Annotated in this window: 19 protein-coding genes; 16 read left to right on the top strand and 3 right to left on the bottom strand. The window is 70.6% G+C overall.

Annotated elements, in window-relative coordinates:
- Positions 1-5 precede the first annotated feature (5 nt).
- The 3 genes from ACIA3K_RS17220 to ACIA3K_RS17210 form a co-directional block, all read right to left on the bottom strand.
- Entirely contained in the window at positions 6-656 is a 651-nt protein-coding gene (locus ACIA3K_RS17220) for a methyltransferase domain-containing protein (protein WP_396802082.1), read from the bottom strand.
- 60 nt (positions 657-716) lie between these two features.
- Complete coding sequence (locus ACIA3K_RS17215; protein ID WP_396802080.1) at positions 717-2,909, bottom strand: hypothetical protein; 2,193 nt, start codon at positions 2,907-2,909, stop codon at positions 717-719.
- Between the two features lie 161 nt (positions 2,910-3,070).
- Positions 3,071-3,997 (bottom strand): AraC family transcriptional regulator, encoded by a 927-nt coding sequence (locus tag ACIA3K_RS17210; protein WP_396802079.1) that lies wholly within the window; start codon positions 3,995-3,997, stop codon positions 3,071-3,073.
- A gap of 83 nt (positions 3,998-4,080) precedes the next feature.
- On the opposite strand from ACIA3K_RS17210, the gene ACIA3K_RS17205 reads away from it, so the two are divergent.
- The 16 genes from ACIA3K_RS17205 (at position 4,081) to chvE (ending at position 24,221) form a co-directional block, all read left to right on the top strand.
- Positions 4,081-5,049, top strand: coding sequence for an SDR family NAD(P)-dependent oxidoreductase (locus ACIA3K_RS17205; protein WP_396802077.1), 969 nt, complete (start codon positions 4,081-4,083; stop codon positions 5,047-5,049).
- 95 nt (positions 5,050-5,144) lie between these two features.
- Complete coding sequence (locus tag ACIA3K_RS17200) at positions 5,145-6,356, top strand: aromatic acid exporter family protein (RefSeq protein WP_396802076.1); 1,212 nt, start codon at positions 5,145-5,147, stop codon at positions 6,354-6,356.
- A 66-nt stretch (positions 6,357-6,422) separates the two neighbouring features.
- Positions 6,423-6,950: a hypothetical protein gene (locus ACIA3K_RS17195; protein WP_396802075.1), complete on the top strand. Its 528-nt coding sequence runs from the start codon at positions 6,423-6,425 to the stop codon at positions 6,948-6,950.
- A gap of 57 nt (positions 6,951-7,007) precedes the next feature.
- Positions 7,008-7,850, top strand: a complete 843-nt coding sequence (locus ACIA3K_RS17190) for a DUF4097 family beta strand repeat-containing protein (RefSeq protein WP_396802073.1) — start codon at positions 7,008-7,010, stop codon at positions 7,848-7,850.
- Between the two features lie 32 nt (positions 7,851-7,882).
- The gene (locus ACIA3K_RS17185; RefSeq protein WP_396802072.1) at positions 7,883-8,851 is read left to right on the top strand and encodes an ATP-binding cassette domain-containing protein; all 969 of its coding nucleotides are present in this window, start codon (positions 7,883-7,885) and stop codon (positions 8,849-8,851) included.
- On the top strand, positions 8,848-9,636 hold the full coding sequence (locus tag ACIA3K_RS17180; protein WP_396802071.1) for an ABC transporter permease: 789 nt from the start codon (positions 8,848-8,850) through the stop codon (positions 9,634-9,636). The genes ACIA3K_RS17185 and ACIA3K_RS17180 overlap by 4 nt, the downstream gene beginning before the upstream one ends.
- Before the next feature lie 544 nt (positions 9,637-10,180).
- Complete coding sequence (gene araB / locus ACIA3K_RS17175) at positions 10,181-11,860, top strand: ribulokinase (RefSeq protein WP_396802070.1); 1,680 nt, start codon at positions 10,181-10,183, stop codon at positions 11,858-11,860.
- Positions 11,857-12,549: an L-ribulose-5-phosphate 4-epimerase gene (locus tag ACIA3K_RS17170; RefSeq protein ID WP_396802069.1), complete on the top strand. Its 693-nt coding sequence runs from the start codon at positions 11,857-11,859 to the stop codon at positions 12,547-12,549. The genes araB and ACIA3K_RS17170 overlap by 4 nt, the downstream gene beginning before the upstream one ends.
- 120 nt (positions 12,550-12,669) lie before the next feature.
- Complete coding sequence (locus ACIA3K_RS17165; RefSeq protein WP_396802067.1) at positions 12,670-13,662, top strand: ABC transporter substrate-binding protein; 993 nt, start codon at positions 12,670-12,672, stop codon at positions 13,660-13,662.
- 187 nt (positions 13,663-13,849) lie between these two features.
- Complete coding sequence (locus ACIA3K_RS17160) at positions 13,850-15,391, top strand: sugar ABC transporter ATP-binding protein (protein ID WP_396802066.1); 1,542 nt, start codon at positions 13,850-13,852, stop codon at positions 15,389-15,391.
- Positions 15,388-16,458 (top strand): ABC transporter permease, encoded by a 1,071-nt coding sequence (locus tag ACIA3K_RS17155; RefSeq protein ID WP_396802065.1) that lies wholly within the window; start codon positions 15,388-15,390, stop codon positions 16,456-16,458. Before ACIA3K_RS17160 ends, ACIA3K_RS17155 begins: the two co-directional genes overlap by 4 nt.
- Positions 16,455-17,447 carry a galactofuranose ABC transporter, permease protein YjfF gene (gene yjfF, locus ACIA3K_RS17150; protein WP_396802063.1) on the top strand — a complete coding sequence of 331 codons (993 nt, stop codon included), beginning with the start codon at positions 16,455-16,457 and terminating at the stop codon, positions 17,445-17,447. Before ACIA3K_RS17155 ends, yjfF begins: the two co-directional genes overlap by 4 nt.
- A gap of 26 nt (positions 17,448-17,473) precedes the next feature.
- Positions 17,474-18,976: an L-arabinose isomerase gene (gene araA / locus ACIA3K_RS17145; protein WP_357171503.1), complete on the top strand. Its 1,503-nt coding sequence runs from the start codon at positions 17,474-17,476 to the stop codon at positions 18,974-18,976.
- A gap of 356 nt (positions 18,977-19,332) precedes the next feature.
- Positions 19,333-21,468: a family 43 glycosylhydrolase gene (locus ACIA3K_RS17140; protein WP_396802061.1), complete on the top strand. Its 2,136-nt coding sequence runs from the start codon at positions 19,333-19,335 to the stop codon at positions 21,466-21,468.
- 402 nt (positions 21,469-21,870) lie between these two features.
- Positions 21,871-22,866 (top strand): LacI family DNA-binding transcriptional regulator, encoded by a 996-nt coding sequence (locus ACIA3K_RS17135; protein ID WP_396802060.1) that lies wholly within the window; start codon positions 21,871-21,873, stop codon positions 22,864-22,866.
- A gap of 209 nt (positions 22,867-23,075) precedes the next feature.
- Positions 23,076-24,221: a multiple monosaccharide ABC transporter substrate-binding protein gene (chvE, locus tag ACIA3K_RS17130; protein WP_396802058.1), complete on the top strand. Its 1,146-nt coding sequence runs from the start codon at positions 23,076-23,078 to the stop codon at positions 24,219-24,221.
- The last annotated feature ends 43 nt before the right edge of the window (positions 24,222-24,264 follow it).

Raw genomic sequence — 24,264 nt, 5'->3', positions numbered from 1 at the left:
CGCGCTCAGCCCGCCAGCTCGTCGATGCGGGTCGCCCGGCCCACGACGCACGGTGAGGAGGGGCTGGAGCTGCCGGTCGGGAACCGGAAGCGTCGCAGGTCCTCGACGGCGAAGCCCGCCGCCACGATGGCGGCCGTGGTGTCGCGGCCGGTGTGGCAGCCGGCGAACAGCTTCGGCCACAGCGTGGCGTCGGACAGCCGCTGGACCCGGCGCAGGCGGCTGGCTTCCTCGGCCGCGACGTGCTCGAAGAAGCGCAGCTGCCCGCCGGGGCGCAGCACGCGGTGGATCTCGGCGAGCGCTGGCGCCTGGTCGGGCACCGTGCAGAGCACCAGCGCGACCACTGCCGCGTCGAACTCGCCGTCGGCGGCGGGCAGCGCCTCGGCCAGTCCGTCGACGACTGTGACCGGCACCGGTGCGCCCGCGGCCGCCCGGACGGCGGCGGCGCGCAGGCGAGGTTCCGGTTCGACCGCGACGACCTCGGTCACGGCGCGGGGGTAGTGGGCGAACATGCGTCCGTTGCCGGCGCCGACCTCGACCACCCGGCCACTCAGGCCAGCGGCCAGGTCGCGGCGGAACTCGGCGGTGCCGGCACGGTCCATGGCGACGCTGAGTCGCTCGTAGACCCGCGCGAACACCGGATGGGACACAGCGGCCACGTCGACCTCCAGGATTCGCGGGCGGCGAAGACAATCGTGGGTCGCGATGTCAACCGCACCTCACCCGGGCGTGCGCCGCAGGCGGTTCGTCAACTCCCGCACCACCGCCGCGAACCGCTCGTCGGATTCGGCCGGCCAGTGCCCGAGGATCGGCGGCGGAACGCTGTCGCCGGGCGGGGTCACCACGTCGCTGGGGTCGACCTCCCGGCGGTCCACCGCGGCGGCCGGGTCACTGGCGGACGCCTCGGGTCCCCGGTCGGCAAAGACGCGCCCGCCGATCGGGTCGGTGTCCCGCCAGAGGTTGACCCACCGCCAGCCCACCCGGTTGCCGATCTCGCGCAGCACCGCGTCGTCGAGGTAGGCGGGGAAGAGCCGCGCGTAGAGCCGGCGCAGCGGTGACCCGTGCGTGAGCAGCGCGACCCGATCGCCGATCCGGGACGGCAACTGGAGCACCGCGGCGGCGAGCAGGACCGAGCCGTGGCTGTGTCCGGAGAGCAGCACGCGGTCCCCGCGCTCCACCAGGTAGGTGATCCGCCGGGTCAGCTCCGGCACGGCCCGTTCGGCGTAGCAGGGCGGCGCGAACGGGTGGGCCGCCCGGGGCCAAAAGGTGCCGAGGTCCCAGATGACCCCGACGTGCCGCCGGAAGCTGGTGGTGCGGTAGGCGAAGACGCCGGCGAGCACCAGGCCGAGAAGGCCCACCGCCTTCACCCAACTGGTGAACGCGATGCTGAAGGTGATCGCGTCCGCCGGCAACCGCGTGAACCGCTCGACGACGTCACCCGGAAACACGCCCATCAGGCCGAGGGTGGTGGTGGCGGAGCCGACCCCGGCGAGACAACCGAAGATCACGCCCAGCAGCACCAGACGTTCGGTGAAGCTGGCCCGGGCCACCGCGTCGCGTACCTGTCGCAGCCGCGGGCGGGCCTCCGTCGGCGCGTCCGGGTAGTCGCCTGCGACGATCGCCGCCGCACGGCGGCGACGACCGGAGCGGGAGACCGTGACGACCAGCACGGCGACGAGCGCCGTGACCAGCGCGGTGCGGAGAAAGCCGAAGATCGCCCAGGTGTACGCCCGGGGCGGGCCCGTCGCGATGCCCTCCCCGGTCGGCAGGTCGCGGTCGAGGTAGTCCGCCACCCGGTAGACCAGCTCGGCGGAGTACCCCACCGCGGTGCTGATCCCCGCGGCCGCGATGACCAGCGCTCCCAGCCCGAACAGGGGGCTGCCCCCGCGCCGCCAGAGCAGGATCGCCCCGAGGGCGGCCAGCAGGATCGTCTGGGTGGCGAACAGCCAGACCAGCGTCCTGTCGTAGCCGGGCAGAGCGGCGTCCTCGCGCCAGCCGGCCGGGCTGGTCGCCACGTGGGCGGCGACCACGACGGCCAGGACCGTCGCGGTCGTGCGCAGGGTGGTGGTGATCGTGTCAAGCCGCCGATCGGTGGGGGACCGGTCGATCAGCGCCGGCGTGCAGAGCAGCGCCACGCAGGCCGCCAGGACCACGCCGGTGACCACCGCCAACGCGATCGTGACGACCGCGGCGTCGCGCGCGGCGCGAGCGGTGAGCAGGACGAGACTCAACGTCCCGAACGCCGCGGCGACGTGCACGGACCGCAGCCGCCCCACCAGAGGTTCCGCGTCCCACGTGCCGACCGTGCTGAGCCGATGCCCCGCGACCTCCTCGTCGGGCGCGCGGAACGCCTCGAACGACCGCCCGGGCCGGTTGCTGAGCCGCCACACCAGTCCGATCGCGGCGGCCGGGACCAGCGCGAACACCGCCAGTCGTCGCCCGACGGGCTGCCCGCTGAACCAGGACAACCAGCTACGGCCGGCCAGGCAGCGGGGCGAGTTCAGGCAGTGCCAGGCGAGCAGGTCGAGGGCGACGCCGGCGATGGCGAGCACGTACAGCACGGTGAGGGTGAGTGCCAGCACCCGGCAGAGGGACTTGACCACGCTCTCCGAGCGGGGGTTCGCCGGCCGCATCCAGATCGCCACGTTGACCAGCAGAAACGGCAGTAGCAGCACCAGCGCCAGGGTGCGGGCGACGGTTCCGGAGGGCAGATCGCCCCAGCGGTACGCCTCCAGCGTCACACCGCGCGCCTCGGGACTCGCCCAGCGCGGCCGGACCCGGACGAAGCCGCCCATCTGGTCGCCGGCGACCTGCACCGTCCGCGCAAGGCCCAGCACCTGCTCGGTGCTCGCGCCGGAGACACCGTGCACCCGCAACTCCACGATGCCGGAGGCGGCGTCGGGGCCGCTCATCCGCGCTGATCCATCCGCCACCGCCCCCCGAGACACCAGACCGCCCGGTGCCGGCGATCGGTCCGTGGGTGGCCCGCCACCGGTGTGGCGGACCGGGGTCTACCCCGCCGGGAGGCGCCCAATCGCCCGGGGTCGCCCCCGGTCGGCGCCTGCCGTGTCGCCTACCCGCCCGGAACGCTCCCGGCCACCTCCTGGCGGTAGGCGCGTGGTGAGACGCCGGTGACCCGTTTGAAGGCCACGCTGAGGGCGCTCTCCGAGCCGTACCCGACGGCTCGGGCGATGGCCGCGACGGAGTCGGAGCCGTGCCGGATGCGGTCCGCCGCGAGTTCGATCCGCCATCCGGTGAGGTATTCCAGCGGACCGACGCCGACGACCTTCCGGAAGCGGGCCGCGAGCGTCGAGCGGGAGACGGCGGCGGTACGGGCGATCGCATCCACCGTCCACTGCTGCGCGGGCCGGGCGTGCATCGCCCGCAGCGCCGGGGCGACCACCGGGTCGGCGAGCCCGGCCAGCCAACCGGAGGTGTGCTGGGAGTCGCGGGCGAGGTGCACGCGCAGGACCTGGACCAGCAGGACGAGCGCCAGGTGTTCCGCGACGAGCCGCGACCCGAGCTGAGGCCGCCGCAGCTCGATGTCGATCTGGTCGAGGGCCCACCGGATGGTGGCGGCCTCGGGAGCGTCGGCCGGCACGTGGATGACCGGTGGAAGGCCGTCCAGCAGGAGGCTGCGCCCCCTGTCTCCCAGGGAGAACGCGCCGCCGATGAGGAACATGTCGGCACCCTCACCGGCGTGTGCCACGCCGTCGCCGGCGGCGGCGAAGATCGGGTACGCCGGCTGGGCCGGCACGTCGGGATCGCTGAAGAGCGTGTACGCCACCGGCCGGGTCAACAGGTAGCAGTCGCCCTCGCCGAGGGCGATCGGTTCGGCCTCGCCCTCGACCCGCAGGTGGCAACTGCCGCGTCGGATGGCGTTGAACTTGGCGCCGGCCGGCGGGTCGAACCGGACCGCCCAGCGCCCACCGGCGACGAGACCGGCGGACAGGTGCGCGGTGGCGCCGAGCAGTGCCAGCACGTCTTCGAGCGGGTCCATCCGCACCGTCCTGGACGCTCGCGAAAGTATGAAGGATTCCAGACTATAGGCAGTCCAGAGCGAGCTTGCATAGCGTGGTGGACATGACAGCGCACACACGCCTCACCACTGAATTCACCGCCCGCACCACCGCCGCCGAGATCCTCGACGGCGTGGACCTGACCGGGCGTCGGATGATCGTCACCGGCGGCGCCTCCGGCATCGGTGTCGAGACGGTTCGCGCCCTGGCGGGCGCCGGCGCGGAGGTCACGGTCGCCGTTCGTGACCCGGCTCGGGCCGCGGGGATCGTCGAGGAGTTCGCCGGCGACGCCGCGCGGGGAAGCGTCCGGGCGGCCGCGCTCGACCTCGCCGACCTGTCGTCGGTCGACGCGTTCGTCGCGGCCTGGGACGGCCCGCTCCACGCGCTGGTCGCCAACGCCGGCATCATGGCGCTGCCGACCCGCCAGCTCTCGGCCCAGGGCTGGGAGCTCCAGCTCGCGACCAACTATCTGGGGCACTTCGCGTTGGCCGTCGGACTGCGCGACAACCTGCGGGCGGCGGGCGCGGCCCGGGTCGTGCTGGTCAGCTCCGGAGCACACCTGAGCGCCCCGTTCGACGCTGCGGATCCCCACTTCGAGCGGCGGCCGTACGACCGGTGGACGGCGTACGGGCAGTCGAAGACGGCGGACGTCCTGCTGGCGGTGGGCATCACCCGGCGGTGGGCGGCGGACGGGATCACCGCCAACGCCCTCAACCCCGGCTACATCCACACCAACCTCCAGCGCCACCTCGACGACGACACGATGCGCGCGCTCGGCGGCATGGACGAGGCGGGCAACCTCGTGGTGCCGGACTACTACAAGACGCCCGCCCAGGGCGCGTCGACCACGGTCCTGCTCGCGGCGTCGCCCCTGCTCGACGGCATCGGGGGCCGGTACTTCGTCGACAACCAGGAGATGGAGGTGGTTCCCGGCGGCCCCGACGCCTCGGACGGCGTCGCGGACCACGCGGTCGACCCGGCGGCCGCGGACGAGCTCTGGGCGTACGCCGAGAAGGCTCTCGCCGAACGCTGAGCGGGACCGCCGTCCGGCGCCGGGCGCGGCGCGGGCCCGCGTGGCCGCGCCCGGTGTTCAGGATTGATCGGGGTACGGCGGGGTAGCCGCCCGCCATGGTCGCTGCCGGTCGTCCCGGTGCGGACGGGGACGCGTCGGCGCGCGCCGACGGGGCAGCACCGCCCGGCCCGACGTCGATCGCCACGCGGCTGCGCGGCCAGTTGTCGGGCACGCTGCGGGACCGAGTGCGGCGGGTTCGGGGTATCGGGGGTCTGGCCCTGCAGGCCGGCGTGGCCGCGGCGCTGTCCTGGCTGGTGGTGCGCGAGGTGCTGCACGTCTCGCAGCCGGTGTTCGCGCCGATCTCCGCGGTCTCCACCCTCGCGGCGTCGGTCGGGCAACGCCTGCGCCGCACCATCGAGCTGATCATCGGTGTCACCGTCGGGGTGCTGGTCGGGGACCTGCTGCTCGGGGTGATGGGCACCGGGTGGTGGCAGCTCGCCCTGATCGTCGTGTTGGCGATCCTCGTCGCGCTGTTCCTCGTCGGCAGCGCGGCGGTGGTGATCCAGGCGGGCGCCACGGCCGTGCTCATCGCCACGCTGAGTCCAGCCGTGCGCGACCTGGAGATCCCCCGTTTCGTGGACGCTCTCGTCGGGGGCGCCGTGGCGCTGCTGGTCACCGCCGTCCTGCTGCCGTTGAGCCCGTTGCGGGTGCTCAACCGCGCCGCGCGACCGGCGCTGGACCTGCTCAGCGCCCAACTCCAGGCCACCGCCGGCGCATTGGCCGACCGGGACATCGACCGTGCGCTGACCGCCCGGGCGAGGTTGCGGCAGAACAAGGACGAGCTGGGTGCGCTCATCGAGGCGACGCAGGGTGCCCGGGAGGCCAGCACCCTCTCGCCGGTGCACTGGCATCAGCGGCAGGGGCCGGTGGCCCGGTACGCGCAGACGGCGGAGCCGATCGACCGGGCCATGCGGAACGCGGGCACGCTGATCCGCCGGGCGGTGACCCTGATCGAGGACGGTGAGCCCGTCCCGGAACCCCTGCCCACGGCCGTCGCCGACCTGTCCGAGGCGGTACGCCTGCTGCAGCGGCAGTTCGCCGCCGGCCAGGAACCCGTTCAGGCGCGCGAGCGGGCGCTCCGGGCGGTCTGCGCCGCCGGTGACGCCTACCGGGACGGGGTCGGTTTCTCCGGGGCCGTCGTGGTGGCACAGGTCCGGACGACCGCCAGCGACCTGCTGGTGGCCACCGGTCTGAGTCAGGAGGTCGCGAACCGAGTGGTCCGCCGCGCGTTCGCAACCGCTGACACAGGCGCTGAGCAGAGCCGATGACCATCGTGGCAGCAATCTGAGCCACAGGTGTTGCATGCTGAGCCAAAGTGGTGCCATGATGGTGCCATGGACTTGAGGCCGTACGTCGAGAACCTGCGTAACGAGTTCGCCGTGGCAGCCGAGGGCGTGGATCCGGAGAGTCGGGCGCTAGCCGAACGACTCTTCACCCAGCTCGAAGCGGCGACCCACCTCACGCTGCTCGAGGCGCTGTCCGACGCGGCCGACGAGATCACCCGCGATCTCGCCCCCGGGTCGGTGCACGTCCGGTTGCGCGGACGCGAGCCCGACTTCGTGGTGGCGCCCGCCACCGCGCCCACGGACGGGCCGGGCGAGCCCGCCGCGCCAGCTCCGGCCCCGGCGCCTCTGCTGCCTCCCGAGGGCGACGAGGGCGGCACATCCCGGATCAACCTCCGGCTTCCCGACCACCTCAAGGCCAGCGTCGACGAGGCCGCGAGTCGCGCCGGGCTCTCCGTCAACGCGTGGCTGGTGCGCGCCGTCGCCAGCGCCGTCGGGGCCGGTGGCCCCGACCGTCAACCGCCTCGCCGGCCAGAGCCTCCGAGGTCCGGCCAGCACGTCACCGGCTGGGCGCGCTGACCCGCACACCCACCCGTAGCTCTCTCCGCCTCCGCCAACACCTCCCGGGAGACCACCATGCCTGTTTTCGACACGCCAGAACCGATCTCCGTCCAGGTCGAGCTGCCCATCGGGGACGCCTGGATCGCCGCGACGGACCGCACCGACACGGTGGTACGGGTGCGGCCCCGCGACCCGTCGAGCAAGGCCGACGTGAACGCGGCCGAGCAGACCACCGTCGACTTCGCCGCCGGGCACCTGCGCATCAGGGTGCCGAAGAGCTGGCGTCGGTACGGCTTCGGCTCCGGACCGTCGGTCGACGTCCTGATCGAGGTGCCGAGCGGCACGCGGCTGCACGCCGAGGCGGCGTGGGCGGCCTTTCGCGCGGAGGGTCGGCTCGGCGAGTGCCGGATCAAGACCGGAAGCGCGATCCGGCTGGAGGAGACCGGGCCGTTGGAGATCGACAGCAGTCACGGCGAGGTCGCCGTGGAGCGGGTCACCGGTTCGGCCCGGGTGAAGGCGTCGTCCGGCAAGGTGCGCCTCGGCGCGGTCGACGGCGACGCGGAGATCAAGAATTCCTCCGGCGACTGCTGGATCGGTCGCAGCGGGGGCGACGTCCGCATCAACACCGCGTACGGCGACATCACCGTCGACGCGTCGACCGCCTCGGTGGCGGCGCGCACCGCGTACGGCAACGTGCGCCTCGGTGAGGTCGTGCGCGGGTCGATCGAGTCACAGACCTCCTACGGCGCGATCGAGGTGGGGGTCCGGCGTGGCACCGCCGCCTGGCTCGACGTCAGCTCCCGGCACGGCCGCGTCCACAACGCCCTCGACGCGGCCGACAGCCCGGCCGAGACCGACGAGACGGTCGAGATCCGCGCCAACACCTCCTACGGCGACATCACCATCCGCCGCGCCTGACCCGTCCGGGCCCCACCACAGATGAGGAAACCATGACCGGCAGCAGCAGACCCGCGATCGTCACCACCGAGCTGCGCAAGTCCTACGGCGACAAGGTCGTGCTCGACGGCATCGACCTGATGATCACCCAGGGAACGATCTTCGCGCTGCTCGGCCCCAACGGCGCCGGCAAGACCACCACCGTGCAGATCCTCTCCACCCTCCTTCCCGCCGACGGCGGCCACGCCCGCGTCCTCGGCCATGACGTGACCCGCGAGGCCGACGCGGTACGCGGGGCGATCGGCGTCACCGGCCAGTTCTCCGCGGTGGACAGCCTGCTCACCGGCCGGGAGAACCTGCGCCTCATGGCCGATCTGTGTCACCTGGACCGCGCGGCGGGTCGCCGTCGAATCGCCGACCTGCTCGACCAGTTCGACCTGACCGAAGCGGCGGACAAGCCGGCCGCGACGTACTCCGGCGGCACGCGCCGTCGACTCGACCTCGCGATGACACTCGTCGGCGATCCCAGCGTCATCTTCCTCGACGAGCCGACGACCGGGCTCGACCCGCGCAGCCGCCGGGCGATGTGGCACATCATCAAGGCGCTGGCCGCCGAGGGCGTCACCATCCTGTTGACGACCCAGTACCTGGAAGAGGCCGACCAGCTCGCCGACCGCGTCGCCTTCCTCGACCACGGTCGGCTGATCGCCGAGGGCACCCCGCACGAGCTCAAGCGGCTCATCCCGGGTGGTCACGTGGTCCTGCGCTTCGCCGACCAGGACGAACTCGACTCGGCGGCCCGTACGTTCGCGACGGCCACCCGGGACGACAACGCGCTGACCCTTCAGGTGCCGAGCGACGGCGGGGTCGGTTCGCTGCGGTCCCTCCTCGACGACCTCGACCGGGGCTCCATCACCGTCGCCGGTCTCGCCGTGCACACCCCGGACCTCGACGACGTCTTCCTCGCCCTCACCGGCCAACCCGACGCCCCCTCCAACCGTGAAAGGGCCACCGCGCGATGAGCACCCTCACGTTCGCCCTGCGTGACTCCAACACCATGCTGCGGCGCAACCTCCTGCACATGCGTCGCTACCCGTCGCTGACCCTCATGCTCATCGGCATCCCGGTCATCCTTCTGCTGCTCTTCGTGTACGTCTTCGGCGGCACGCTCGGCGCCGGCCTCGGACCGACCGGCGGCCGGGCCGAGTACGCCAACTACGTCACCCCCGGCATCCTGCTCATCACGGTGGCCAGCGCGGCGCAGGGCACCGCGATCTCGGTCGCCATGGACATGGCCGAGGGCATCATCGCCCGTTTCCGTGTCATGGCGATCTTCCGACCGTCGGTTCTCACCGGCCACGTGGTGGGCAGCGTGTTCCAGACGATGGTCAGCCTGGCGGCCGTCACGGGCGCGGCGCTGCTCGTCGGGTTCCGCCCCACCGCCGACGCCGTCGAGTGGCTCGCCGCGATCGGCGTGCTGACCATGGTCACCGTCGCCGTCACCTGGCTGTCGGTCGCCCTGGGCCTGGTCACCAGGAGCGTCGAGACGGCCAGCAACCTGCCCATGCCGCTGGTGCTGTTGCCGTTCCTCGGCAGCGGGTTCGTCCCCACCGACTCGATGCCGACGCCGGTCCGCCTGTTCGCCCACTACCAGCCCTTCACCCCGGTCATGGAGACGCTCCGCGGCCTGCTGCTCGGCGGTGGAATCGGTGTCAACGGACTCCTCGCGGTCGCCTGGTGCGCCGTCATCACGGTCGGCTGCTTCTGCTGGGCCAAGGCGCTCTACAACCGTCCGCGCACGGCCTGACCCCAACGTCCTCTGACGACCGACGACCCGGCCCGGATGGGGCCGGGCCGTCGGTCTTCGGTGTCGCCGAGCGGTCCCTGCGCCAGCCGGGGGCCCGGCCCGCCCGTCCGGCGGGGGTCGGAATGCCCCGGACACGGCCGCCCGGAGTCGATCACTTCCGTGACGAACCGCCACCCGCGATCATCGCATCGAATGTTATCGATAACACGCCGCACCGGTCAGTGACCCGCCGTGGCCCTCGGGTGCCGGAGCGCGGGGTCAGGGGGTCGGGCGCGGCGGCGGCGCGTTCGACAGGTCTGATCATGCGGGGGCGGCGAAGCCGTCGATGTTATCGCTGCCATCCGCGCCGGCGGGCCATCGCCATCGCCCTCCGGCGGGGTCACGACCGCCCGCCACCCGGGATCGAGCGCCGTGTGCCGGTCCGGTATCGACGCGCCCGAGTCGGTACGTGCTCCGCGTTCCGTTACGGAGCTGTTGCAGGTAGATGTCTTGACGAGGCTGGATGTGAGCGTTAACACTATCCCCGTTAACGGTGGAGGTGAACATGGAGCGTGTGGGCGGAGCTGCCGAAAGCTACGTCGTGGGTGTCGATTTCGGCACCCTCTCCGGGCGGGCCCTGGTGGTCCGGGTTTCTGATGGTGCCGAGCTCGGGACCGCGGTGCACGAGTACGGCGACGGGGTCATCAGCGAGACGCTGCCCGGAGGTCGGTCGCTGCCCCCGGACTGGGCGTTGCAGAATCCGGACGACTACCGCGACGTGCTGCGCCACGCCGTTCCGGCCGCGGTGGCCGCGGCGGGGGTGGACCCGGCGGCGGTGGTCGGCATCGGCATCGACTTCACCGCCTGCACCGTGCTCCCGACACGCGCCGACGGCACCCCGCTCTGCGAGGATCCCGAGCTGCGCGACCGGCCGCACTCCTGGGTCAAGCTGTGGAAGCACCACGCCGCGCAGCCGCACGCCGACCGGATCAACGCGCTGGCCCACGAGCGGTCGGAGCCGTGGATCGGCCGGTACGGCGGAAAGATCTCCGCCGAGTGGCAGTACGCCAAGGGTCTGCAGATCCTGGAGGAGGACCCGGAGATCTACCACCGGGCCGAGCGGTTCATCGAGGCCGCCGACTGGATCGTCTGGCAGCTCAGCGGCACCGAGACCCGTAACGTCTGCACGGCCGGCTACAAGGGCATCCTGCAGGACGGGCAGTACCCGTCCGAGAGCTTCCTGACCGCGCTCAACCCCGACTTCGGCGACTTCGTGGCCAAGCTCGACGGTCCGCTGCTGCCGCTCGGCGCGCGGGCCGGCACGCTCAGCGCCCGCGCCTCCGCCTGGACCGGCCTCCCGGAGGGGATCGCCGTGGCGGTCGGCAACGTCGACGCGCACGTCACCGCCGCCTCTGCCCAGGCCGTCCAGCCCGGTCGGCTGGTCGCCATCATGGGCACGTCCACCTGCCACGTGGTCAACGGCGAGCACCCGGCCGAGGTCGCCGGGATGTGCGGCGTGGTCGACGGCGGCATCAGCCCGGGCGCGTGGGGCTACGAGGCCGGCCAGAGCGGTGTCGGCGACATCTTCGGCTGGTTCGTCAAGCACGGCGCACCGGCCGGGCTCGACTCGCACGAACGCCTCACCGAACTGGCCGCCAGCCAGCGGGTCGGCGCGCACGGCCTGGTCGCGCTGGACTGGTGGAACGGCAACCGCTCGCTGCTGGTCAACCACGACCTGAGCGGGATGATCGTCGGGATGACCCTGGCGACCCGTCCGCAGGACATCTACCGCGCGCTACTGGAAGCCACGGCGTACGGCACCAGGATGATCATCGACGCGTTCGTCGAGGCCGGGGTGCCCGTCAACGACCTGGTGATCGCCGGCGGCCTCACCAACAACAAGCTCCTGATGCAGATCTACGCCGACGTGACCAAGCGCCCGCTGAACATCATCGCGTCCGCGCAGGGGCCGGCGCTCGGCTCGGCGATCCACGCCGCCGTCGCCGCCGGGGCGTACCCGTCGATCCACGAGGCGTCCCAGGCGATGGGGCGGGTGCACGAGGCCGTCTACACGCCGGACCCGGAGCGGGCCCGTGCCTACGACGGCCTGTACGCCGAGTACCGGGCGCTGCACGACCACTTCGGTCGTGGCGGCAACGACGTCATGCTCCGCCTCCGGGCGATCCGCAACGCGGCGGTAGAGGCCGCGCCCACGCACGAGGCCACGCTGGAGGTCGTCGCATGAACGCAGAGGTGAGCCGGCAGATCGGTGAACTGCGCGAGACCGTCGCCCGCCTGCACAGCGAGCTGACCCGGTACAACCTGGTCGCCTGGACGTCCGGCAACGTCTCCGCGCGGGTGCCCGGTCAGGACCTCATGGTCATCAAGCCGAGCGGCGTGGGCTACGACGACCTCACGGCCGAGACGATGGTGGTCTGCGACCTCGACGGCGTCCTCGTCGAGGGTGACCTGGCGCCGTCCAGCGACACGGCCGCCCACGCCTACGTCTACCGCGCCATGCCCGAGGTCGGCGGCGTGGTGCACACGCACAGCTCGTACGCCAGCGCCTGGGCCGCCTGTGGCGAGGCGATCCCCTGCCACCTCACCGCGCAGGCCGACGAGTTCGGTGGGGAGATCCCGCTGGGCCCGTTCGCGCTGATCGGCGGCGACGACATCGGCAAGGGCATCGTCGCCACGCTCTCCGGGCACCGTTCACCCGCCGTGCTCATGCGCAACCACGGCGTCTTCACCATCGGCCGGAACGCCCGCGCGGCGGTCAAGGCCGCGGTCATGTGCGAGGACGTGGCCCGTACCTCGTACCTGGCGCGCACCCTCGGGCAGCCCGTGCCGATCGCGCAGGCCGACATCGACGCTCTCTACCACCGTTACCAGAACGTCTACGGCCAACAACCAGTCGCACCTGCGGGCTCCTGACCGTCTCCACACGGCCCGCCGGTCTGCTCCACCGACGCACCAGCACGCACCACCCGCGTACGCCACCTCTTCTCGTCGGCGGCTGACGCGGTCCCCACCACACCCAGCCAAGGAGATCTGATGAGAAAGATGCGAACGCAGCGCGCTATCGCGGTCCTCGCCAGTGTGCTGCTCATCGGCGGCGTGGCGGCCTGCGGCAACAGCGACACCGGCGGCGGCGGGTCCAAGGACGACGGCAAGATCACGATGGGCTTCTCCCAGGTCGGCGCCGAGAGCGGGTGGCGTACGGCGAACACCACCTCGATCAAGGAGTCGGCTGCCGCGGCGGGCATCGAGCTGAAGTTCGACGACGCGCAGCAGAAGCAGGAGAACCAGATCAAGGCCATCCGCAACTACATCCAGCAGAAGGTGGACGTCATCGCCTTCTCGCCGGTGGTGGAGTCCGGGTGGGACACCGTGCTCAAGGAGGCCAAGGACGCCGGCATCCCGGTCATCCTGACCGACCGCTCGGTCGACTCGGCCGACAAGACCCTCTACAAGACCTTCCTCGGCTCGGACTTCGTCAAGGAGGGCAAGCTCGCGGGCGAGTGGCTGGTCGAGCAGAAGAAGGGCGCCACGGGCCCGGTCAACATCGTCGAGCTGCAGGGCAACACGGGTGCCGCTCCGGCGAACGACCGCAAGAAGGGCTTCGGCGAGGCGATCGCCGTCAACCCGAACCTGAAGATCATCGCCTCGCAGCCGGGTGACTTCACCCGGGCCGGTGGCAAGCAGGTCATGGAGCAGTTCCTCAAGGCCAACCCGAAGATCGACGTGCTGTTCGCGCACAACGACGACATGGGTCTGGGTGCTCTCGAGGCGATCACCGCGGCCGGCAAGGTGCCGGGCAAGGACATCACCATCATCACGGTCGACGCCGTCAAGGACGGTATGCAGGCTCTCGCCGACGGGAAGTTCAACTTCATCGCGGAGTGCAGCCCGCTGCTCGGCCCACAGCTGATGGACCTCGCCAAGAAGGTCAAGGCGGGCGAGACGGTGCCGCCTCGGATCGAGACCGAGGAGACCACCTTCACCCAGGAGCAGGCCAAGGAGGCTCTGCCCAACCGCAAGTACTGATCGACGAGGAGGGGTCGCCGCGCTCGCGTGGCGGCCCCGCCGCGTCGCCCCGTAAACCCGAACGGACCGGGCATGACCCGCGACGACCCGCGCCACGCCCGCCCGAGCCCAGGTGAAGGGCCGGGCGGGCGTGGTGGGAGCGCAACGGCCCATCCGCGTCGACAACCCCCAGAAGAGGTCTGATGGGATGACGGATAGCCGTCCGGTCCTGACGATGACCGGGATCAGCAAGTCCTTCCCCGGGGTGCGTGCACTCCACGACGTCAACTTCCGGCTCTTCCCCGGCGAGGTGCACGCCCTGATGGGCGAGAACGGCGCCGGGAAGTCGACCCTCATCAAGGTGCTGACCGGCGTCTACGACACCGACGACGGCACGATCACCCTCGGCGGTGAGCCGGTGTCCTTCAGCGGGCCGATGCAGGCGACGGCCGCCGGGGTGAGCACCGTCTACCAGGAGGTCAATCTCTGCACCAACCTCTCGGTGGCGGAGAACATCTTCATCGGACGTGAGCCGAGGCTGTTCGGCGCCGTCCGCTGGGGCGAGGTCCGCCGCCGCGCCCGCGCGCTGCTGAGCCGCCTCGACCTCGACCTCGACGTCAGCGCGCCGCTGGGCTCGTACTCCCTCGCGATCCAGCAGATGGTCGCGATCGCCCGCGCGATCGACATCCAGGCCCGGGTGCTGATCCTGGACGAGCCGACGTCCAGTCTCGACGCGGGTGAGGTCGCGCAGTTGTTCCGCATCATGCGGCAGCTCCGCGACGAGGGCATCGCGATCCTGTTCGTGACGCACTTCCTCGACCAGGTCTACGAGATCGCCGATCGCATCACGGTGCTGCGCAACGGCGGGCTCGTCGGCGAGTACCTGACCGCCGAGCTGCCCCAACTCGGCCTCGTCGAGAAGATGATCGGCAAGGAGCTCGACGTCCTCGAGGGGATCGAGGAGCACTCCCGGCGCGACCTGGCCGCGATCGAGGAGGGCACCCCGCTGGTGGCGGTGTCGAAGCTGGGCCGGGCGGGAGCGGTCGAGCCGTTCAGTCTGACCATCCACTCCGGTGAGGTGGTGGGCCTCGCCGGCCTGCTGGGCTCGGGGCGTACCGAGGTGGCGCGGTTGTTCTTCGGCGCCGACCGGGCCGACGGCGGGCAGGTCGCGATCGACGGCACGTCGAGCAGCCTGCGTACCCCCGCGCAGGCCATCGACCAGGGCGTCGGGTTCTGCTCGGAGAACCGTCGCGCCGAGGGCATCGTCCCCGACCTGTCGGTCCGCGAGAACATGATCCTCGCCATGCAGGCCGCCCGGGGTTGGCTGCGGCCCATCCCGCGCCGCCGACAGGACGAGCTGGTCGACAAGTACGTCAAGGCGCTCAACATCCGTCCGGCGGACCCGGAGGTGCCGGTCCGCAACCTCTCCGGCGGCAACCAGCAGAAGGTGCTCCTCGCCCGCTGGCTGATCACCGAACCGCGGCTGCTGATCCTCGACGAGCCGACCCGCGGTATCGACATCGGCGCGAAGACCGAGATCCAGCGGCTCGTGGCGCAACTGTCCGACGGTGGGATGGCGGTGCTGTTCATCTCGGCCGAGTTGGAGGAGGTGCTGCGCCTCAGCCACAAGGTGGCGGTCATGCGGGACCGGCAGATGGTCGCGCAGCTCGCCAACAACGAGGACCTCGACGCGGAGCGCATCATGCAGACGATCGCGAGTGGATCCCACCGGGAGGAGGCGGACCGATGAACGACACGAAGGGCCGCTATCGGACGATGATCGGTCACCGGCTGTTCTGGCCCGTCGCCGTGCTGGTGGTCATGCTCGCCGCGAACACGATCTACCGGCCCGGGTTCCTGTCCATCGAGCTCAAGGACGGGCACCTGTACGGCACGCCGATCGACATCCTCCGGTTGAGCGCCCCGCTGATCCTCGTGGCGCTGGGCATGACGCTGGTCATCTCGACCGGCGGCATCGACCTGTCGGTCGGCTCGCTCTGCGCGATCAGCGGCGCGGTCGCCTGCATGTACATCAGCAAGCAGACCGACCAGAACAGCCTGGCCGTGGTGCTGACCGCCCTCGCGATGGCGTTCGGTATCTCGCTGGTGCTGGGCGCCTGGAACGGGGTGCTGGTGGCCGTGATCGGTATCCAACCGATCATCGCCACGCTGATCCTGATGGTGGCCGGTCGCGGCCTCGCCCAGCTGATCACCCAGGGCCAGATCATCACCATCAACTCGGGGCCGTTCCGGGCCATCGGGTTGGGTCACCTGCTGACCCTGCCGCTGGCCATCTTCATCGCGCTCGCCGCCGCACTGCTCGTCGCCGCGTTCACCCGGCGCACCGCGCTCGGCATGATCGTCGAGTCGGTGGGCGGCAACGCCGAGGCGAGCCGACTGGCGGGCATCCGGTCCAACCGGGTCATCTTCCTCGTGTACGTGCTCAGCGCCGCCTGCGCCGCGATCGCCGGTTTCATGATGACGGCCAACGTGTCCAGCGCCGACGGCAACGCCGTCGGTCTCTGGGTGGAGCTGGACGCCATCCTGGCGGTCGTCATCGGCGGTACGTCCCTCGCCGGTGGCCGGTTCTACCTCAGCGGCACCATCCTCGGGGCGCTGATCATCCAGACCCTGACCACCACGGTGTACGCCATGAACATCTCGCCGCAGACGTCGCTGCTGTTCAAGGCGGTGGTCGTCATCGCCGTGTGCCTCATCCAGGCGCCGGCCTTCCGGGCCCGGTTCAGCCGGCGACGGAAGAGCACCCCGCCACCGCGCCCCGTCGCCGACAAGCCGAAGGAGCAGGTGCCGGCATGACCACCGGATCGCTCACCGCCCCCCGCCGCACCCGGTTCCGGCTGCCCCGCCGGCAGGTGCCGGTGCTGGCCACGCTCGCCCTGCTGCTGGTCATGTACGGCATCGGCGTGTCCCAGTACACGGCGTTCTCGAACGTGCAGGTCATCTTCAACGTCTTCATCGACAACGGCTTCCTGCTCGTCGTCGCGGTCGGCATGACCTTCGTGATCCTCACCGGCGGCATCGACCTGTCGGTCGGTTCCGTCGTCGCCATGACGGCGATGGTGTCGGCGTCGCTGTTGGAGAAGGGCCTGCCGGCGGCGCTCGTACTCGTGATCGCGCTGCTCATCGGGCCGACACTCGGCCTGCTGATGGGCTGTGTCATCCACTTCTTCGACATCCAGCCGTTCATCGTCACGCTCGCCGGGATGTTCTTCGCCCGGGGCATGTGCACGTTCATCTCGGACTCGTCGATCCCGATCACCGACGGTTTCTGGACCAGGATGTCGCAGGAGCGGATCGGCGACCCCCGGGGCAACTTCGTCTCGATCAGCGTGCTGATCGCCTTCGCGGTGGTGCTCGTTGCCGCGTACGTGCTGGCGTACACCCGGTTGGGACGGAACGTCTACGCGATCGGCGGCAACCCGCAGTCTGCGCTGTTGATGGGCCTGCCGCTGGGGCGTACCCGGATCGCCGTCTACACGATCAGCGGGCTCTGCTCCGCGATCGGCGGAATCCTGCTGTCGTTCTACACCCTCTCCGGGGCGCCGCTGATCGCCGTCGGCATGGAGCTGGACGTCATCGCCGCCGTCGTCATCGGTGGCACGGTGCTCACCGGCGGCGCGGGTTACATTTTCGGCACCGTGCTCGGCGTGCTGGTCCTGGGTGTGATCCAGACCCTCATCACGTTCGACGGCAGCCTCAACTCCTGGTGGACCAAGATCGTGATCGGCGGCCTGCTCTTCGCGTTCATCCTCCTGCAGCGACTCATCGGAATCCGTTACAAGTGACCGCCCCTCTCGCGGAAGGCAACCCCATGGCACCACACCCCGAACCCGAGATCTGGTTCCTCACCGGCAGCCAAGGCATGTACGGCGAGGAGACGCTCCGGCAGGTCGCCGAGCAGTCCCGCCAGATCGCGGCCACGCTCGACGACTCGCCGCAGATTCCCGCCCGGGTGGTCTGGAAGCCCGTCCTGACCAACAGCGGTGAGATCCTGCGGGTCTGCCGGGAGGCCGCCGCCCAGGGCGCGATCGGGGTCATCGCGTGGATGCACACGTTCTCGCCGGCGAAGATGTGGATCGCCGGGCTGGACGCGTTGCAGACGCCGCTGCTGCACCTGCACACCCAGGCGAACGTCCTGCTGCCGTGGGACGACATCGACATGGACTTCATGAACCTGAACCAGGCGGCGCACGGCGACCGTGAGTTCGGGTACATCCAGACCCGCCTCGGCGTGGCCCGCAAGACGGTCGCCGGGCACGTCAGCGACCCGCGGGTGACCGCCCGGGTCGGCGCCTGGGCCCGCGCGGCGACCGGCTGGTCGGCGATGCGGTCGCTGCGCCTGGCCCGCTTCGGCGACAACATGCGCGACGTCGCGGTCACCGAGGGCGACAAGGTCGAGGCGGAGCTGCGCTTCGGGGTGTCGGTCAACACCTACGGCGTGAACGACCTGGTCGAGGTCGTCGGCGAGGTCGCCGACGCCGACGTGGACGAGCTGGTCAAGGAGTACGGCGACACCTACCGCGTGGGCGCCGAGCTGCTTCCCGGCGGTGAGCGGCACGACTCGCTGCGGTACGCCGCCCGCCTCGAGTTGGGTATGCGTGCCTTCCTGGAGGCCGGTGGGTTCCGGGCGTTCACCACGAACTTCGAGGATCTCGGCGGCCTGCGTCAGCTCCCCGGCATCGCCGTCCAGCGGCTGATGGCGGACGGCTACGGCTTCGGCGGCGAGGGCGACTGGAAGACGTCCGTCCTGGTGCACACCATCAAGGCGATGTCCGTGGGGGTCTCGGGTGGCACGTCGTTCATGGAGGACTACACCTACGACCTGACCCCGGGCCAGGAGGTGGTGCTCGGCGCGCACATGCTCGAGGTCTGTCCGACCATCGCGTCCGACGTGCCCAACGTCGAGATCCACCCGCTGAGCATCGGCGGCCGGGAGGATCCGGTGCGGCTCGTGTTCGACGCCGCGCCCGGTCCCGCGGTGGTGCTCGGGTTGGCCGACATGGGGGAGCGGTTCCGGCTGGTGGCGAACGAGATCGACGTCGTGCCGCCGCCCCAGCCGCTGCGCCGGCTGCCGGTGGCGCGCGCCGTCTGGCGACCGCGTCCGGACCTGCCGGTCTCCGCCGAGTCCTGGATCACCGCCGGCGCCCCGCACCACACGGTGCTCTCGCAGGCGGTGGGCGCCGAGGAGCTGCACGATCTGGCCGAGATGAGCCGGACCGAGCTGGTCGTGATCGACGCCGAGACCACGACGCGCCGCTTCGCCGACGAGATCCGCTGGAACCAGGCCTACTACCGGCTGGCGCGCGGCTTCTGACCCGCGCCGAAGCCTCTGCTGAACCGGGTGGTCCACCCCCGCCTGCGGGCCGGGGTGGACCACCCGTTCGTGTCTGCGTCCGGGCTCTGCCGCGTGCATTAGCAGGCCTGCGGGCCGGTTGTGTTACGCCTTGACTAAGAGCATGTTATCGCTCACAGTCTATAGCGAAGGTGGTCGATGTCGTTGCTCGGTCCGGCCGTGCGCGCGTCCTAACCCCTCGTCGTCGGCATCGTGCTGCCGTGACGCCCGGGGCGCGCTGTTAGCGATCACATGGCCGGGCGTGGTCAGCTCGGTGCCCCGCCCGGTGCCGCGGACGCCGGCTTAGACCGCACGGTTCGCGTCAGCAGAGGAGGATCATGCTTTCCATCGGTCGGGTTCCCCGGGGTGCGCCACGCCGGCGCAACTGGCTGTCGAGATTGGCCGTCGCCGCGACGGCACTGGTGGTCGGTGGCGCGGCCGTGGCCGTGGCCGCGGCGCCCGCGTCGGCGGCCACGGTCGACACCAGCGCCTGGTACGTCCTGGTGAACCGCAACAGTGGCAAGGCATTGGACGTGTACAACTCGGCCACGAACGACGGTGCGCGGATCACGCAGTGGACGCGTAACAACGGTAACCAGCAGCAGTGGCAGTTCGTGGATTCGGGTAGTGGTTACTACCGGGTCAAGTCGCGGTTGTCGGGCAAGGTGTTGGACGTTTCCGGCCGTTCGACCGCCAATGGTGGGGCGATCGTGCAGTGGTCGGACAACAACGGCACCAACCAGCAGTTCCGGCTCGCCGACTCGGACGGCGGCTACGTGCGGTTGGTCAACCGCAACAGCAACAAGGTCATGGAGGTGCAGGGCGCCTCGACCGCAGATGGCGGCAACATCGTGCAGTACGACGACTGGAACGGCGCCAACCAGCAGTGGCAGCTCGTGCGCGTCGACGGCGGGGGCAACCCCACCACGCCGCCACCCACCACGCCGCCCCCCACCACGCCGCCACCGTCGAACGGCACGTTCTCCAACCCGGCCATCTGGCAGGACTTCGCCGACGTCGACATCATCCGGGTGGACAACGTCTACTACCTGACGTCGTCCACCATGCACTACTCGCCAGGCGCGCCGGTCCTGCGCTCGTACGACCTGGTGAACTGGGAGTACGCCGGGCACGCCGTGCCCCGGCTCGACTTCGGCTCGAAGTACGACATGAGCGGCGGCAACGCGTACGTCGACGGGATCTGGGCCTCGACGTTGAACTACCGGCCGAGCAACCGCACGTACTACTGGGCCGGGTGCATCGACTTCGCGCAGACCCACATCTACACCGCGTCGGCCGTCGACGGCACCTGGAGCAAGCACACCACCATCCCCAACTGCTACTACGACGCCGGCATGCTGATCGACGACAACGACACCATGTACGTGGCGTACGGCAACACGACGATCAGCGTCGCCCAGCTCTCCGCCGACGGGAAGTCCCAGGTACGCGCCCAGCAGGTGTACCAGACCCCGTCGAGCATCGGCACGCTGGAGGGCGCCCGTTTCTACAAGCGCAACGGGGCCTACTACATCTGGCTCACCCGGCCGGCCAACGGCCAGTACGTGCTGAAGTCGACCAACGGCCCGTTCGGCCCGTACGAGCAGCGTCAGGTGCTGCTCAACCTGCCCGGTCCCATCTCGGGTGGCGGCGTGCCCCACCAGGGCGGTCTCGTGCAGACCCAGAACGGCGACTGGTACTACATGTCGTTCGTCGACGCGTACCCCGGTGGTCGGATGCCGGCCCTGGCGCCGATCACCTGGACCAGCGACGGCTGGCCGGTGCTGCAGACCGTCAACGGCGCCTGGGGCAGCTCCTACCCGAAGCCGAACCTGCCCGCTCCGCCGCGCGCGGTGAAGCCGCTGACGGGCACCGACACGTTCGCCGGCACCACCCTGGGGCCGCAGTGGGAGTGGAACCACAACCCGGACAACAGTCGGTGGTCGGTCAACAACGGGCTTAACCTGCAGACCGCCACGGTGACCGGCGACCTGTACGCGGCCCGCAACACGTTGACGCACCGCATCCAGGGCCCCACGTCGACCGCCACCATCGAGCTCGACTACTCCACGATGCGCGACGGTGACCGCACCGGCCTGGCGGTGCTGCGCAACTCGTCCGCCTGGATCGGCATCAAGCGGGACAACGGATCGACGCGTCTGGTGATGCAGAACGGTCTCACGATGGACGGTAACTGGAACACCACCAGCACCGGCAGTGAGGCGGCGAGCACCGCCATCTCCGGCGGCCGGATCTGGTTGCGCGCCAACGCCGACATCAGACCGGGCTCGGGCCGGCAGGCGCGCTTCTCGTACAGCACCGACGGCGTGAACTTCACGTCCTTCGGCAACGCCCTGACGCTGGCGAACAACTGGCAGTTCTTCATGGGCTACCGGTTCGCCATCTTCAACCACGCGACCCAGGCGCTCGGTGGCTCGGTCGCCGTCCGCCGCTTCGACCTGACCACACCGTGACGCCGGTCACACAACGAGTGAGGTGACGGCATCGCCCAACCCGAAGGGGGAGGGTCCACGTCGTCGCAGCAGACCAGTCGCCGCCCTGTTCCACGCTCTGTCCAGGAGCTTGGAGCGGGGCGGCGGCCCGTTGCGGCCACCTCCGGCCGAGGGCCACGGCGCGGACGTGCGAGCGAAGCTCCGCCGCGACCTGGCCCACGTCGTGTCGTTCGCGTTCAGCCGTGCCGTGTCCGGGGCGATCGCTGGCGTAGACTGTCGGCGATCCAGCGCTGGTCACCTGCGATTCAGCACCGGCGTGGTGGCTGAGCGAGGGGGATCGGGCCGGGCCGCTCCAGTCAACGTCGACGGGCCGCGGGTCGGGTTGAAGGCGGGGGGAGTGAAATGGCCGTCCACGGTCCCGCGATGACAGACGTCGCTCGTCTGGCCGGTGTCTCCCATCAGACGGTGTCGCGGGTGCTCAACGGGCACCCCAACGTGCGCGAGCAGACCCGGTTGCGGGTGCGGGCGGCGATCGCCGAACTCGGCTACCGCCCGAACGGCGCGGCGCGCGCCCTGGTGACCGGCCGGTCCCAGGTCATCGGCGTGGTGGCTCAGAACACGACCCTCTACGGTCCGGCGTCGCTGCTGGCCGCTCTGGAGCAGACCGCTGCGGCGGAGGGCTTCGCCGTCAGCGTCGGCAGCGTGCGCGACCTGGACCACCGTTCCATCTCGGCCGCGGTCGAGCGGCACCTGGCGCACCGGGTCGCCGGCATCGTGGTCATCGCGCCCGTGGAGTCGGCCGGCGAGGCGTTGGAGCGGCTCCCCAAGGACGTTCCACTGGTGACGGTCGACGGTGACCCACACCGTCCGGTGCCGTTGGTGACGGTCGACCAGGTGGCGGGCGCTCGGGCGGTGACCCAGCATCTCCTCGACGCCGGGCACCGCACGGTGTGGCACGTGTCGGGGCCGTCCGACTGGTTCGACAGCGCCGGTCGTATCGAGGGCTGGCGTGCGGCGCTGCTCGCCGCGGGAGTGGAGCCACCGCCCCTCATGCACGGGGACTGGTCCGCGGCGTCGGGCTACCGGTGCGGGCAGATGCTCGCCCGGATGCCGGAGGTGACCGCCATCTTCACGGCCAACGACCACCTCGCGCTGGGCGTCCTGCGGGCGCTGCACGAGTTCGGGCGCAAGGTGCCGGCCGAGATCAGCGTCGTGGGTTTCGACGACGTGCCGGAAGCGGCGTACTTCATTCCGCCGTTGACCACCGTCCGACCGGATTTCGACGCGGTGGCACGGGCGAGTCTGCAGATGTTGCTGACCCAGATCGAGTCGGGCAACGGCAATGGCGGCGGCGCCCTGCGCCAGACCATCGCGCCGACACTCGTCGCCCGCGACAGTGTCGCTCCGCCGCGCCGCTGAGCGCGTCGATGCCTCGTGACCTGCGCCAGCCGATCAACTGCCGGGAGGGGTTGCGCGAGGTCGTGCGGTTGGGGAAGTCTCCGTTACGAGACCGTGACACCGGTATTTCGGATCAAGTGTTGACGTGCACTATGTGAGCGCTAACACTACCCGAAAGATGACAGGTGGCCCCGGCGGTCGGCGGGGGGAAATCGGGAGAGGAGACGCCCGTGAGCAGGAAATTCCTGGTTGCTCTCGGTAGCGCGGCGTTGGCGTTGAGCCTGGCGGCGTGCAGTGGTGGAGGCGCCGGCAGCGGCGACAACACCAGCGACAAGAAGCCGGGGGACCTGACGATCGGCGTCGCGATGCCGACGCAGACCTCGGAGCGGTGGATCGCCGACGGCAACGCGGTGAAGTCGAAGCTGGAGTCCAAGGGTTACAAGGTCGACCTGCAGTACGCGGGCGACGACATCCCGACCCAGTCGCAGCAGGTCGACCAGATGATCACCCAGGGCGCGGACGTCCTGATCATCGCGGCCATCGACGGCACGGCGCTCAGCGGTCAGCTGCAGGCCGCCGCCGACGCGAAGATCCCGGTCATCTCGTACGACCGGCTCATCCGCGGCAGCAAGAACGTCGACTTCTACGTCAGCTTCGACAACTACAAGGTCGGCGTGGCGCAGGCCACCGCGCTCCTGGTCGGGCTCGGCCTGCAGAACAAGGACGGCTCGAAGGGCACGGCCAAGGGTCCGTTCAACATCGAGCTGTTCGCCGGCTCGCTGGACGACAACAACACGCAGTACTTCTTCGGCGGCGCGATGGACACTCTCAAGCCGTTCATCGACGCGGGCACGCTGAAGGTGAAGTCGAAGCAGACCACCAAGGAGCAGGTGGCCACCCTGCGTTGGCAGCAGGAGACCGCGCAGAAGCGCATGGAGGACCTGCTGACCTCCAGCTACAACGACGGCTCGGTCGTCAACGGGGTCCTCTCGCCGTACGACGGCATCTCCCGGGGCATCATCACCGCCCTGCAGAACGCGGGCTACAGCGCTACCGGCAAGAAGAAGCTGCCCGTGGTGACCGGCCAGGACGCCGAGATCGCCTCGATCAAGCTGATCAACGACGGTGTGCAGAACTCGACCGTCTTCAAGGACACCCGCCTGCTGGCCGACCAGGCCGCGAACGCCGCCGAGGCGTTCCTGCAGGACAAGACGCCGCAGGCCAACGACAGCGAGACGTACAACAACGGCGTCAAGGTCGTTCCGTCGTACCTGCTGCCGATCGCGACCGTCTACAAGGACGACATCAAGGCGACGCTGATCGACTCCGGCTACTGGACGGCGGAAGAGGTCGCCGCCGGTCAGGCCAAGAAGTAGGTCACCTCGTCGGGCTCGGCGGGCGACCGCCGGGCCCGACGCC

The organism is Micromonospora sp. NPDC051543 (assembly GCF_044454415.1).
GTDB lineage: Bacteria > Actinomycetota > Actinomycetes > Mycobacteriales > Micromonosporaceae > Micromonospora.
Note: the sequence above shows the minus strand (reverse complement) of the source record. Positions and strands in the feature narration are given on the sequence as shown.